The sequence below is a fragment of the Krasilnikovia sp. M28-CT-15 genome, from assembly GCF_047159595.1.
In the GTDB taxonomy this organism is placed as follows: Bacteria; Actinomycetota; Actinomycetes; order Mycobacteriales; family Micromonosporaceae; genus Actinoplanes.
On sequence record NZ_BAAGAK010000001.1, the window covers coordinates 1,524,063 to 1,536,505 of the forward strand.

Annotated in this window: 11 protein-coding genes and 1 pseudogene; 7 read left to right on the top strand and 5 right to left on the bottom strand. The window is 71.8% G+C overall.

The features are described from left to right. Window positions 1-38: 38 nt before the first annotated feature. Window positions 39-1,793 carry a cytochrome c oxidase subunit I gene (ctaD, locus tag ACMCNO_RS07320; RefSeq protein ID WP_412748643.1) on the top strand — a complete coding sequence of 585 codons (1,755 nt, stop codon included), beginning with the start codon at window positions 39-41 and terminating at the stop codon, window positions 1,791-1,793. A gap of 153 nt (window positions 1,794-1,946) precedes the next feature. Here ctaD and ACMCNO_RS07325 read toward each other — a convergent pair whose 3' ends face one another. From ACMCNO_RS07325 to ACMCNO_RS07340, 4 genes are read right to left on the bottom strand one after another with little or no spacing between them, the layout of a single operon-like run. Next, window positions 1,947-3,299, bottom strand: a complete 1,353-nt coding sequence (locus tag ACMCNO_RS07325) for an MFS transporter (protein ID WP_412748644.1) — start codon at window positions 3,297-3,299, stop codon at window positions 1,947-1,949. A gap of 58 nt (window positions 3,300-3,357) precedes the next feature. After that, window positions 3,358-3,933: an isochorismatase family protein gene (locus tag ACMCNO_RS07330; RefSeq protein ID WP_412748645.1), complete on the bottom strand. Its 576-nt coding sequence runs from the start codon at window positions 3,931-3,933 to the stop codon at window positions 3,358-3,360. Window positions 3,934-3,944: 11 nt separating this feature from the next. Then, the gene (locus ACMCNO_RS07335; protein WP_412748646.1) at window positions 3,945-5,231 is read right to left on the bottom strand and encodes a nicotinate phosphoribosyltransferase; all 1,287 of its coding nucleotides are present in this window, start codon (window positions 5,229-5,231) and stop codon (window positions 3,945-3,947) included. A gap of 10 nt (window positions 5,232-5,241) precedes the next feature. After that, the gene (locus ACMCNO_RS07340; protein ID WP_412748647.1) at window positions 5,242-7,893 is read right to left on the bottom strand and encodes a LuxR C-terminal-related transcriptional regulator; all 2,652 of its coding nucleotides are present in this window, start codon (window positions 7,891-7,893) and stop codon (window positions 5,242-5,244) included. A gap of 313 nt (window positions 7,894-8,206) precedes the next feature. Here ACMCNO_RS07340 and clpS point away from each other — a divergent pair, with 313 nt between their 5' ends. From clpS to ACMCNO_RS07365, 5 genes and pseudogenes are all read left to right on the top strand, one after another. Further along, a complete protein-coding gene (clpS, locus tag ACMCNO_RS07345; protein ID WP_130510919.1) occupies window positions 8,207-8,497 on the top strand; it encodes an ATP-dependent Clp protease adapter ClpS in 291 nt (96 codons plus the stop codon). Window positions 8,498-8,547: 50 nt separating this feature from the next. Continuing rightward, window positions 8,548-9,048: a DUF2017 domain-containing protein gene (locus ACMCNO_RS07350; RefSeq protein WP_412748648.1), complete on the top strand. Its 501-nt coding sequence runs from the start codon at window positions 8,548-8,550 to the stop codon at window positions 9,046-9,048. A gap of 62 nt (window positions 9,049-9,110) precedes the next feature. Further along, window positions 9,111-9,613, top strand: a pseudogene (locus tag ACMCNO_RS07355) (Mov34/MPN/PAD-1 family protein). A 62-nt stretch (window positions 9,614-9,675) separates the two neighbouring features. Further along, window positions 9,676-9,990 (top strand): MoaD/ThiS family protein, encoded by a 315-nt coding sequence (locus tag ACMCNO_RS07360; RefSeq protein ID WP_412748649.1) that lies wholly within the window; start codon window positions 9,676-9,678, stop codon window positions 9,988-9,990. Between the two features lie 4 nt (window positions 9,991-9,994). Then, window positions 9,995-10,960: a PLP-dependent cysteine synthase family protein gene (locus ACMCNO_RS07365; protein WP_412748650.1), complete on the top strand. Its 966-nt coding sequence runs from the start codon at window positions 9,995-9,997 to the stop codon at window positions 10,958-10,960. A gap of 58 nt (window positions 10,961-11,018) precedes the next feature. Here the strand turns inward: ACMCNO_RS07365 and ACMCNO_RS07370 are convergent, their stop codons facing one another. Further along, window positions 11,019-11,369 (bottom strand): hypothetical protein, encoded by a 351-nt coding sequence (locus ACMCNO_RS07370; protein ID WP_412748651.1) that lies wholly within the window; start codon window positions 11,367-11,369, stop codon window positions 11,019-11,021. A gap of 269 nt (window positions 11,370-11,638) precedes the next feature. Here ACMCNO_RS07370 and ACMCNO_RS07375 point away from each other — a divergent pair, with 269 nt between their 5' ends. Then, window positions 11,639-12,385: an MBL fold metallo-hydrolase gene (locus ACMCNO_RS07375; RefSeq protein ID WP_412748652.1), complete on the top strand. Its 747-nt coding sequence runs from the start codon at window positions 11,639-11,641 to the stop codon at window positions 12,383-12,385. The last annotated feature ends 58 nt before the right edge of the window (window positions 12,386-12,443 follow it).

Sequence of the window (12,443 nt, forward strand, 5' to 3'; positions counted from 1 at the left end):
CGTACTGAGTGGGACGAACGAGACACCGGAGGCTATCCGTGACGACCGTTGCGCCGAAGCCGATCGTGACCCGGCCCTATCCGGTCCGACGGCAGGTCAAGGGTTCGGCGATCGCGCGGATCCTGCGCACGACGGACGCGAAGCAGATCGGGATCATGTACATGATCACGTCGTTCGTGTTCTTCATGCTGGGTGGTCTGATGGCGCTGCTGATGCGCGCCGAGCTGGCCCGGCCGGGGATGCAGTTCCTCTCCCCGGAGCAGTACAACCAGCTGTTCACCATGCACGGCACGATCATGCTGCTGTTCTTCGCCACCCCGATCGTGTTCGCGTTCGCGAACTTCGTGGTGCCGATCCAGATCGGCGCGCCGGACGTGGCGTTCCCGCGGCTGAACTCGTTCGCGTACTGGCTGTACCTGTTCGGCGGGACGATCACCATCGCCGGGTTCATCACCCCCGGCGGCGCGGCCGACTTCGGCTGGTTCGCGTACACGCCGCTCAGTGACGGGCTGCACTCGCCCGGGGTGGGCGGCAACATGTGGGTGGTCGGCCTGGCCCTGTCCGGCCTGGGCACCATCCTCGGTGGCGTCAACATGATCACCACGATCCTGACGCTGCGCGCGCCCGGCATGACGATGTTCCGGATGCCGATCATGACCTGGAACATCCTGGTCACCAGTCTCCTGGTGATCATGGTGTTCCCGTTCCTCGCCGCCGCGCTGTTCGCTCTGGCCGCCGACCGCGTCCTGGGTGCCCACGTCTTCGACGTCGCCACCGGCGGCCCGATGCTCTGGCAGCACCTGTTCTGGTTCTTCGGCCACCCCGAGGTGTACATCATCGCCCTGCCGTTCTTCGGCATCATCACCGAGGTCATCCCGGTGTTCAGCCGCAAGCCGGTCTTCGGCTACAAGGGCCTGGTGTCGGCGACCCTGCTGATCGCGGCGCTGTCGATGAGCGTGTGGGCGCACCACATGTTCGTCACCGGCCAGGTGCTGCTGCCGTTCTTCAGCTTCCTGAGCTTCCTCATCGCGGTCCCGACCGGCATGAAGTTCTTCGTCTGGATCGGCACGATGTGGCGCGGCCAGATCAGCTTCGAGACGCCGATGATGTTCGCGCTCGGCTTCCTCGTAACGTTCCTCTTCGGCGGCCTGTCCGGCGTGCTGCTGGCCTCCCCGCCGATCGACTTCCACGTGTCCGACTCGTACTTCGTCATCGCGCACTTCCACTACGTGCTGTTCGGCACGATCGTGTTCGCGGTGTTCTCGGGCATCTACTTCTGGTTCCCGAAGATGTTCGGCCGGATGCTCGACGACCGGCTCGGCAAGGTGCATTTCTGGCTCACGTTCTTCGGCTTCCACGGCACCTTCCTGGTGCAGCACTGGCTCGGCACCGAAGGCATGCCCCGCCGGTACGCGGACTACCTGGCCAGCGACGGGTTCACGTTCCTGAACACGTTCTCGACCATCGGCTCGTTCGTGCTCGGCCTGTCGACCCTGCCGTTCATCTACAACGTGTGGAAGTCGTACAAGGTCGGCGAGCTGGTCACCGTGGACGACCCGTGGGGCCACGGCAACTCGCTGGAGTGGGCGACCAGTTGCCCGCCGCCGCTGCGCAACTTCGACCGCATGCCGCGGATCCGCTCCGAGCGCCCGGCGTTCGACCAGAAGTTCCCCGAGCTGGCGGCCACGGCCGTCGCCGGCCCGCCGGAGGGCGGCGCGAAGCCGCTGACCAGCGAGTCGAACGGCGGCGCCACCTACAGCGAGGACATCGGCACCAACCGCGACAAGCCCTGATCCCCAACGCCACACGGCCCGCCCCACGTCTCACGGGGGCGGGCCGTAGCCGTCACCACCCCGCGTTCCGCCGGCAGACCCAGCGATCTTGAAGGCTTTGGGTGCGGAGCTGACCAGAATTCTTCACCGTCGCCGCCGCTCCGATGCCTGTGCTCAGGCGCGACCCGTGCCCGCCACGTCGACGGTGTCGCTGGGCTCGGTCGTTGCCCTGACCCGCCCCTCCTCGGTGGTGGATGGCCTAGCTGCGGCGGAGTTGCCGGCGATGGCGCGGTCGGGTGCTGCGGCGTCGACGGTGGGTGTGGCGGGGTCGTCAGCCGCCTCGGGGGACGGGCCTGGTGACCGGTGGTGGCGGAGCTGGGCGGGGAGGGCCAGCAGCGCCACGAGCACACCGACGATGCCGACCGCGGCGAACCCCCACGGCGGCGACAGGGTGTCCATCACCACGCCGGCCAGCGGCGCGCCCAGTGCCACGCCGACGGTCAGCGACGAGTTGTGTAGGCCCATCGCCTCACCCCGGGCGGCGGCGGGGGCGAGCCGGCTCACCACGTCGGCGGTGGCGGTGATCGTGGGGGCGCACAGCGCGCCCGCCGGGATGAGCATCAGCGCCAGCAGCCACCAGTGGTCGCCGCCCAGGCCCACGGGGATGGTGAACAGCGCCATCGGGGCGAACAGCGCCAGCGGCGGCAGCCCGCGCCGCACCGTGCCGTACGCGAAGCCGCCCAGCAGCGAGTACGCCGCCCACAGGCCCAGCACCGCGCCGGTCCATTCCAGCTCGCCGGTAGAGCGCAGCACCGCCACCACGGCCACGTCGGTGCCGCTGAGCACCAGCGTGGCCGCCGCGGTCACCGCGAGCACCGCCACCAGTTGCGGGCGGAGCCAGGACCGCCGGGGCACCCGCTGGCCCGCCGAGACCGGCGCCTCGTCGGCGCTGCGGGTCGCGGGGTTGAGCAGGTAGAGGCCCACCCCGGAGACGAGGATGCCAAGCCCGACCGCCAGCATGCCGGCCCGCGCGCCCGCGGTCGTGGCGACGAAGACCCCGAGCGCCGGGCCCGCCATGAACGACAACTCCGTGGTGATCGAGTCGAGCGCGAACGCGGGTAGCCGGTGCGACTCCGGGGTGAGCGCCGCGATGGACTGCCGCGCGACCGCGAACACCGGCAGCGTCAGGAAGCCGCCGACCACCGCGGCCAGCAGCATCGCCCAGTACGGCATGGCCTGCGCACTCGCCCAGAAGGCGACCTCGGCGATCGTGGTCAGCACGAGGATCGGCCGCAGACCGCGGCGGTCCATGGTGCGGCCCAGCACGGGAGCGCCCAGCGAGCTGCCGATGGTGAACGCGGCCCCGACCAGCCCGGCCGCGCCGTAACCGCGGCCCAGATCCTGCACCACGTGCAGGGTGAGGACCACCGGGCCGGCGGTGACGGGGATCCGGGCGAGGGTCGCCACGGTGAGCAGCGAGCGCATCCCGCGCAGGGCGAGCGTCTCCCGGTAAGGCGTGAGTGTCATGTCGGTCCTGTCCTCCGACCTGCCAGTCTCCGCCCGGGGTACGACAACCCCAACCGGTTTAGACGGAGGTCACCACGGGTGTGCCGGTTGTGGCCACCGAGGCGGTCCGGAACTGCTCCAGAGCGGCCTCGGTGGTGGCCGGCGCCACACCCGCGGTCAGGTCCAGCAGCACCGTGGTGGCGAAACCGGCGGCCGCTGCGTCCAGGGCGGTGGCCCGTACGCAATGGTCCGTGGCGATGCCCACGACGTCGACCGAGGTCACGTCGCGGGCCCGCAACCAGTCCGCGAGGGTCTGCCCGTCGTCGGTGTGGCCTTCGAACCCGGAGTACGCGGCGGCGTGTGCCCCCTTGTGAAACACCGCCTCCACCCGGTCGGTGACCAGGCCGGGGTGGAAGTCCGCGCCGCTGGTCCCCACCACGCAGTGCGCCGGCCAGGAGTCGACGAAGTCCGGCGGATCGCCGAAATGGGCGCCCGGGTCGACGTGGTAGTCCTTGGTCGCCACGACGTGGTCCCAGTCGCCCGCGGCCAGCGCCCGCGAGATGCCGGCCGCCACGGACGCGCCGCCGCCGACCGCCAGCGAGCCGCCCTCGCAGAAGTCGTTCTGCACGTCGACGATGATGAGTGCGCGGGTCACGGTGCCTCCGATCAGGCGGTCGGGACGATGGTGACGGGGATGGCCGGGTCGCCCGCGGAAAGCTTCAAACCCTCCCACGGGATCGAGATGAGACACTGGCGCAGGTGCTCGCGGGACTCGGCCAGCGGCACCGGGTCGGCGATCTCACCGCCCACCACGTAGGAGTGTTGCAGCAGCCGGTCGTTCGGCCGGTGGTCGGGCACTCCCTGGGAGACCACGATCTCCTCGGTGGCCGTACCCGTGGGCTTGTGCCGCCGGATGGCGGTCTTGCGCCCGCCGACCGTGGCCTTGTTCTCCGAGCGCTTCACGACGGGGCGGCCCTCGACCTCGACCAGCTTGTACACCAGCCCGGCGGTGGGGGCGCCGGAGCCGGAGACCACGGCGGTGCCCGCGCCGTACATGTCGACCGGTTCGGCGGCGAGGGTGGCGATCGAGTACTCGTCCATGTCGCCCGACACGATGATCTTCGTTTCGGTGGCGCCGAGCGAGTCGAGCAGTTCCCGCGAGTGCTGGGCCAGCACGGACAGGTCACCCGAGTCGATACGCACCGCCCGCAGGTCCGGCCCCGCCACCGCGATCGCGTTGCGGATGCCCTGCGCGATGTCGTACGTGTCCACCAGCAGGGTGGTGTTCTTGCCGAGCGCCGCCACCTGCGAGGCGAAGGCCGCTGACTCGTCGTCGTGCAGCAGCGTGAAGGCGTGCGCCGAGGTGCCCGTGGTCGGGATGCCGTACTTCGCGCCCGCGGCCAGATTGGACGTGGAGGCGAACCCGGCCAGGTAGGCGGCGCGGGCCGCGGCCACGGCGGCGGCTTCATGGGTACGGCGCGAGCCCATCTCGATGATCGGTCGGCCGCGGGCCGCGGTGACCATCCGGGCCGCCGCCGCGGCGACCGCGCAGTCGTGGTTGAGCACCGACAGCAGCATCGTCTCCAGCACCACACACTCGGCGAACGTGCCGGACACCGTGAGGATCGGCGAGCCCGGGAAGAACAGCTCACCCTCCGCATATCCGTCGATGTCGCCGGTGAAGCGGTACCCCGCCAGCCAACGCGCGGTGGTCTCGTCGACGATGCCGGCACTGAGCAGGAACTCCACCTCGGCCTCGGTGAAGTGGAAGTCGCGGATCAGCTCGGCCAGCCGGCCCGGTCCGGCGACGACGCCGTAGCGGCGCCCGGAGGGCAGTCGACGGGCGAAGACCTCGAAGACGCAGCGGCGGTCGGCGGTGCCGTCCTTGAGGGCGGCGCTGACCATGGTCAGCTCGTACTGATCGGTCAGCAGGGCGGGTGGGTACGCGGTCACGTTCCCCACCCTATTGCGGCAGGGAACGCAGTGCGGGGGCGAGTTCCGTGCGCCCGTTGACCCCGAGCTTCGCGTACACCCGTTGCAGGTGGTTCTCCACGGTGCGTGGCGACAGGAACAGACTGTCGGCGATCTCGCGGCTGCGGGCGCCCGCGGCGGCCAGTTCGGCGACCTGCCGTTCCCGGTTGGTCAGCGTGGGCTGCACGGAGCTCAGCGCCGGGGTGCGCAGCGTGCCGCAGGCGGCCAGCGCGTCCGCCAGCACGGTGTTGGCGGCCAGCGCGCGCGGATCACGGGCCGCCCGGAACAACCGCAGCGCGGTCGCGGCGGCCTCCGCGGCGAACACCAGGTAGCCGTGGGCGGCGAAGTCCCGGGCGACCGCGTACAGCGCCTCGGGGTCGTTGGTCGCGGCGCCGCGCGCGTGCCGCAGCAACAGCGGCGCCGCCGGGCCGCCCGGCACCTCGGCCAGCAGTGCGGCCATCCGGTCGGCGGCCAGGTCCGCCCGGCCCAGCCGGACCACGTCGTGCCAGGCCAGCAACTCGTGTCCGGCGAAGCCGTCGGCGCGCAGGCGCCCCGCCAGCTCGGTCATCACCCGTACGGCGCCGGTCACCTCGCCCGCGCACGCGGCGGTCCAGGCCCGGGCGGTGGCCAGCCAGGGGTAGAACAACCGTTCGCAGGCGCCACCGGCCGCCTCGGCGCCGGCCATGGCGGTGGTGGCCAGCGGAAGGTCGCCACGCAGGGCGGCCGTCAGCGCCCGGGCGGCGTGCGCCAGGCCCTCGTAGCGCCCATGCGCGGACAGCGCAGCGCAGGCCTGCTCGGCGGCGCGCAGGGCCTCGGCCGTGCGGCCGCGCAGCCGGGCGCTGTGCGCCTGCAGCAGCGCCACCCAGCCGGTGCCGAAGCCGAATCCGCCGGTCTGCGCCAGATCCGCGAACTCCGCGGTGAGGATCTCGTCGAGCGCGGCCAGGTCGAGCGCGACGCTGACCCGGGTGCCGACCGTCACGGGCAGCAGGAAGTGCAGCGCGGGGGAGTCGCGCCACCACGCCGGGGCGTCCGCCTGGATCCGCGCGATCAGGTCGGCGCTGTGCCGCGGGTGGCCCGAGGCCGCCGCCAGCAGGGCCTGGGCGCAGTGGGCCAGGTTACGGGCCGACGCCCCGGCGTCCGGGGTGGCCAGTACGGCGGTGGTCAGGTCGCGGGCCCGTTCCGGCTGGTTGAGCTGCAGCCGCATCAGTGCCTCGACCGCGCGAATCCGGGCGGCCGGGCCCGGCCCGGTGACGGTGCCCACGGCCGCGGCGAGATCGTCGGCGGCCGCGGCCTGGCCGAGCCCCCAGAACGCCACCGTCGCCCGCAGCGTGACCAGGCGCCCCGTCACGCCGTCCGCGCCACTGTCCGTGGCCGCGTTGTCCGTGGCCGCGCTGTCCAGCGCTGCGTTGCTTTCGAGGGCGGCCTGGGCCTCGTGCGGGCGCCCGGCCAGCAGCAGCGCTGTGGCCAGCAGCTCCGTCGCGGCGTAGCCCCCGCCCGCGTCCCGGGCGGCGGCCGCCAACCGGTGGGTGAGCGTCAGGTCCAGGCGGCCGAACGCCTGGGCTGCCGCGTCGAGCAGGCGCGTGCCGTCCTGCGCGGTGCCGGAGTCCAACCGCCACACCGCGACCCGCAGCAGGTCGTCGCGGCGCCGGGCACCGGTCCGTTCGACCAGGTCGGCGAGCGTGGCCAGCAGACGCCGGGTACGGCTCACCGGGCACTGGCGGCGCACCACCTCGCCGTACAGGGGGTGGGCCAGGCGGGCCGGGCGGCGGCGCCCGTCGCCGTGCACCCGGATCAGCTCGCGCTCCTCGGCGGCCTCGACCGCGGCCGGGTCGGCGACCGCCAGCAGCGACGGCAGGCCGATCGGCTCCCCGAACGCGACCAGCTCCACCACGTCACGCACCGCGGGGGCGAGACCGCCGATGTGGGCGTCGACCAGATCGGCGAGGCTGGGCGCGAGGGTGAGCCGACCGGTCCAGCGCCAGACGCCGTACGACCGGGTCATCTCGCCGCCGCCGCGGGCCGCCTGCACCAGCTCGCGCAGCATGAGCGGGTTGCCGCCGGACAGCGCGGCGAGGCGCTGTGCGGACCCGGACTCCAGCGGCCCGCCGAGCATCGTCGCCAGCAGTTCCCGGGACCCGTCCGCGTCCAGGGGGCTCAGCTCGGCGTGCCCCACCAGGCCCTCGGTCCACAGCGCGCCGATCGGCGCCGGGACGGGCGCGGCGTTGCGCAGCGTGGCCAGCAGCGTCGCCCCGTGGCGGACGAGCAGGTGTGCGAGGGCGGCCGACGGCGGGTCCAGCAGATGGGCGTCGTCGACCGCCAGCACGATCGGCCGGGTCCCGGCGTCGGCGCGCAGGATGTCGAGGGCCCAGCGCAGCAGGCCGGCCTGGGACAGCCCGGCGGGTGGGTCCGGGGGCAGGACCTGGGCCAGCCCGCCGAAGGGCAGGCCGCACGCCGCCACGCTGGCGGCGGCGGTGAGTACGGCGTACCCGCCGGGGTCGAGGGTGGCGACAGCCTCGCGGAGCAGCCTGCTCTTGCCGACACCGGCAGCGCCGCTGAGGATCAGCCCGCCCGGGCGATCGTCCGTCGCGGTCCTGGTGAGGCGGGCCAGTTCGCCGGCGCGCCCGACGAATCCCCAGTCCCTCACCGCGACAGCATATCGATATCCGTCACACCGATGTCACTGCGCGTGTCGTGTGCGGAAATGAGTAGCTAAGACATGAACGCTGAGTAACGTGGCAGCTCGGCCGGAAGGGCCCGGCAACGTACCGTTTCGCCCGGGTGCGGCCCAGACGCGCCCGGGCCCGCCTGGCGGGGCGGCCCGGGCGTCCGCCGCCGGGGCCGGGTGCGGCAGGATCTGGCGCCTCGGCCCAGGGCTGGGCGCGGCGAGATCGTCCGCCCGGCACGCCCGCGGCGCTCCGGTTCCGCAACCCGGCGGATCCGGTGGCACGATGGGGGGCATGGCATTGCCTCAGGTCGCTCCTGTCGAGACGCCGGAGATCGAGGAGGTGCCAGCGGACGATCGGCCGTGGGTCACCATCGTCTGGGACGATCCGGTCAATCTGATGTCGTACGTGACCTGGGTGTTCCAGAAGTTGTTCGGCTACAGCCACGACCGGGCCGAGCAACTGATGATGACGGTCCACACCGAGGGCAAGGCGGTGGTTTCCGCGGGAGCCCGGGAGCGGATGGAGTTGGACGCATCCCGGCTCCACGGATACGGTCTGTGGGCGACGGTAGACCAGGCGTGACCGGTCGTACCGGGACGGATCGGACGGCGATGGGGCAGGTGGTCTGAGGAATGTTCCGACGCCACGGCAACCAGTGCGTGGCGACCTTCGCGGTGGACGAGGTCCGTGTGCTGCGCAAGGTCGCCGGCGAGATCGTCGGCCTGCTCATGGACGGTTTCGACCACGGCGACCCGGTGGTCGGCCGCCTCTTCCCGGACATCTATCCGGAGCGCCCCGACGACTCGGCTGAATTCCGCCTGTACACCGAGGGTGACCTCAAGACCGGCAAGATCGATCAGGCCGGTGCGATCCTCGCCGCGCTGCCCGACGACGGCCCCGGGGAGGTACGCCTCGACGGCGAGGAGGCCGAAGCGTGGCTACGGGCCATCAACGACGCCCGCCTGGCCATGGGGGTGCGGCTGGACATCCGCTCCGACACCGACCTCGGTGAGGAGCTGGACGACGCCGTGGCCGCCGACCCGGCCTCCAGCCGCGTCTTCCAACTCTCCGTGTACGCCTACCTGGGCTACCTGCAGGAGTCCCTGCTCAACGCGTTGGTTTCGGTCCGCTGAGCCGGGCGGGCGTGAGCACGGCCACGCCCAGGGTGCTGCCCGGGCACGGTAATGTGAACCCCGTGCTGACCATCGACAGCGCGATCCTCGACGCGATCGTCGCCCACGCCCGCCGGGACCACCCCGACGAGGCCTGCGGCGTCGTGGCCGGACCGGCCGGCAGCGACCTGCCCACCCGCCACATCGCCATGGAGAACGCGGCCCGGTCGATGACGTTCTACGAGTTCGACTCGATGGAGCAGCTGCGCGTCTGGCGCGAGATGGACGACCACGACGAGGAGCCGGTGGTCATCTACCACTCGCACACCGCGACGGAGGCGTACCCTTCCCGCACCGACATCTCGTTCGCCGGGGAGCCGGGCGCCCACTATCTGCTCGTCTCGACCCGTGAGCCGGACTCCGAGGAGATCCGCTCGTTCCGTATCGTGGACGGTGTGGTGACCGAGGAAGAGGTCAACATCGTGGATGCGACGGTGGACGCGTGAAGGTGAGTACGGACGGCCTCGCCGTCCAGTCGTACATGTTCGGGCAGACCCCGACGACGGTCGATTACGAGTGTCGCTGAGCACTGTCGCTCACGCTGACCCGTTCTCGTACACCTTCTTTCTTCCAAGGAGCACCTCAGTCATGGCCATCGAAGTTCGCGTTCCCACCATCCTGCGCAGCTACACCGGCGGAGCCAAGGTCGTGGAGGGTGCCGGCACCACGCTGGGCGCCCTCATCGACGACCTGGACACCAAGCACTCCGGCCTCAAGGGCCGCCTGCTCACGGCCGAGGGCGGTCTGCACCGCTTCGTCAACATCTACGTCAACGACGAGGACGTCCGCTTTCTCGGGGCGCTGGACGCCAAGCTGTCCGACGGCGACTCGGTGACGGTGCTGCCGGCGGTCGCGGGCGGCGCTCTCGGCTTCGCCGCCGCAGCGGCCCTGCTCGGTAGGTAATCCCATGGCTCGCTACGAGAGCCTGCTCGAGGCGTGCGGGGGCACGCCGCTGGTCGGCCTGCCCCGCCTGTCCCCGACGGTGCCCGACGGGGCACCGCCGGTGCGGCTGTGGGCCAAGCTGGAGGACCGCAACCCGACCGGCAGCGTCAAGGACCGCCCGGCGCTGTTCATGGTGCGCGAGGCGGAGGAGTCGGGGCGGCTGCGCCCGGGCGACACCATCCTCGAGCCCACCAGCGGCAACACCGGCATCTCCCTGGCCATGGTCGCGAAGCTGCGCGGTTACCGCCTGGTCTGCGTGATGCCGGAGAACGTCTCCGCCGAGCGGGTCCAGCTGCTGCGGATGTACGGCGCGGAGATCATCTTTTCGCCGGCCGCGGGCGGCTCGAACCAGGCCGTCGCGACGGCCAAGCAGATCTCCGCCGAGCACCCGGACTGGGTCATGCTGTTCCAGTACGGCAACGCCGCCAACGCCCGCGCCCACTACGAGACGACCGGGCCGGAGCTGCTGCGCGACCTGCCCACGGTCACCCACTTCGTGGCCGGGCTGGGCACCACGGGCACCCTCATGGGCACCGGCCGCTACCTGCGGGAGAAGGTCCCCGGCATCGAGATCGTCGCGGCCGAGCCGCGGTACGGCGAGCTGGTGTACGGCCTGCGCAACATCGACGAGGGCTACGTGCCGGAGCTGTACGACGCCACGGTCCTCAACCGCCGGTTCTCCGTGGGCACCCGCGACGCGGTCCTGCGGACCCGGCAGCTGGTCGAGGTCGAGGGGATCTTCGCGGGCTTCTCCACGGGCGCGATCCTGCACGCGTCGCTGGCCGTGGCGCACGAGGCCGTGAAGGCGGGCCGCCGCGCCGACGTGGCGTTCGTGGTCGCCGACGGCGGTTGGAAATACCTGTCCACGGGCGCGTACGGCGGCACGCTCGCCGATGCCGAGGAGGCCCTCGAGGGCCAGCTCTGGGCCTGAGCGGATCCGTGGGACTGTGCGGGGGACAACGGTGCCCGGGCTGCCGCCGGGCGGGCGGTCAGTAGGCGACCGCCAGCCCGACGGCCGCCGTCAGCGACACCCCGGCGCCGAACAGCAGCAGCCAGGGCGGGCGCCGGCGGTGGATGGACAGGAAGCCGGCCACCGACAAAGCCACGCTGAGCATTCCGCAGAACGCGAGCATCGGCACGTACCAGTCCGGGACGCCGCCGCGCACCGACGACACCAGCCCGCGGACACCCACCCCGACCCCGGCGAGCCCGAGCAGCGACGCGTAACCCGACATCGCCAGCAGCCGCCGGGTCCGCGGCGCGGGGTCGTCTTCGGCCGGGAAGCGGAACAGGACGCTGCGCGGGTTCGGGGGCGCCGGTTCGTTCACGTCTGTGGCCACAACGCCTCCGTCGGCAGGGGGCCGCAGCCCACAACGATGCACTTCACGGTGTGCAACGCCCCCGACTCACGGCCCGTGACGCCCCGTTCAATGATCCAGATCACGTCCTGTGTGACATGTGTTGTCGATTTAGCGACAAGTCGATCAGACGTTTACCCGTGGCGCTGGTCCCGGCGTAGGCTGCGCACCGTGATTGACTGGTCTGACGACTCAGCCACGGGCCGGTCGGCTGGGGCGTGGACGACCCAGCGTGAGCCAGAGGAAGCCGCATGCGACTGACCGTCCTCGGCTGTGCCGGCAGTTTCCCCGGCCCCGAGTCGGCCTGTTCCGCATACCTCGTGGAGGCCGACGGCTTCCGGCTGTTGATCGACTTCGGTTCGGGCTCGCTGTCGGCGCTCCAGCGGTACGCGGGCATCGACGGCATCGACGCGATCATGCTCACTCACCTGCACTGCGATCACATGCTCGACGCCTGCACGTACGTGGTGGTCCGCCGCTACACCCCGGGCGGGCCGCTGCCGCCCCTGCCCGTGTACGCGCCGATGGGCGCCGCCGAGCGCATCGCCGCCGCATACAGCGCCGAAGCCGAGCCCGTCGACGACGTGTACACCTTCTACGGGCTGCAACCGGGCACCTTCCCGATCGGACCGTTCGCGGTGACCGTGGACCGGGTCAACCATCCCATCGAGACGTACGGGGTGCGGGTCGAGCACGGCGGCCGGGTCCTGGCGTACTCGTCGGACACCGCGCCCTGCGACGCCCTGCTGCGCCTGGCCCAGGGCGCCGACCTCTTCCTGTGTGAAGCCAGCTACCCCGACGGCGTGGACAACCCGCCCGACCTGCACCTGACCGGTGGTGAGGCGGGCGAGGCGGCCACCAAGGCGGACGTGGGCCGGCTGCTGCTGACCCACCTCGTGCCCGCCTGGTGCAGCGAGGCATCTACTGTGGAGGCCGCGAGCGCCACCTTCGCGGGCCCGGTCGATGTGGTACGCCCGGGTTCCCGCTACGATCTCTGAGCTTGCCGCTGGGGGAACGGCATCGGATCGTCAGTTCCTGATGTGACCACGGGAGTGC

What these genes read in the sequence shown, in the direction of transcription:
- clpS (WP_130510919.1), top strand. Translation starts at nt 8,207, where the DNA reads ATGGCATTGCCTCAGGTCGCTCCTGTCGAGACGCCGGAGATCGAGGAG.
- ACMCNO_RS07325 (WP_412748644.1), bottom strand. Translation starts at nt 3,299, where the DNA reads ATGACACTCACGCCTTACCGGGAGACGCTCGCCCTGCGCGGGATGCGC.
- ACMCNO_RS07350 (WP_412748648.1), top strand. Translation starts at nt 8,548, where the DNA reads ATGTTCCGACGCCACGGCAACCAGTGCGTGGCGACCTTCGCGGTGGAC.
- ACMCNO_RS07360 (WP_412748649.1), top strand. Translation starts at nt 9,676, where the DNA reads ATGGCCATCGAAGTTCGCGTTCCCACCATCCTGCGCAGCTACACCGGC.
- ACMCNO_RS07365 (WP_412748650.1), top strand. Translation starts at nt 9,995, where the DNA reads ATGGCTCGCTACGAGAGCCTGCTCGAGGCGTGCGGGGGCACGCCGCTG.
- ACMCNO_RS07375 (WP_412748652.1), top strand. Translation starts at nt 11,639, where the DNA reads ATGCGACTGACCGTCCTCGGCTGTGCCGGCAGTTTCCCCGGCCCCGAG.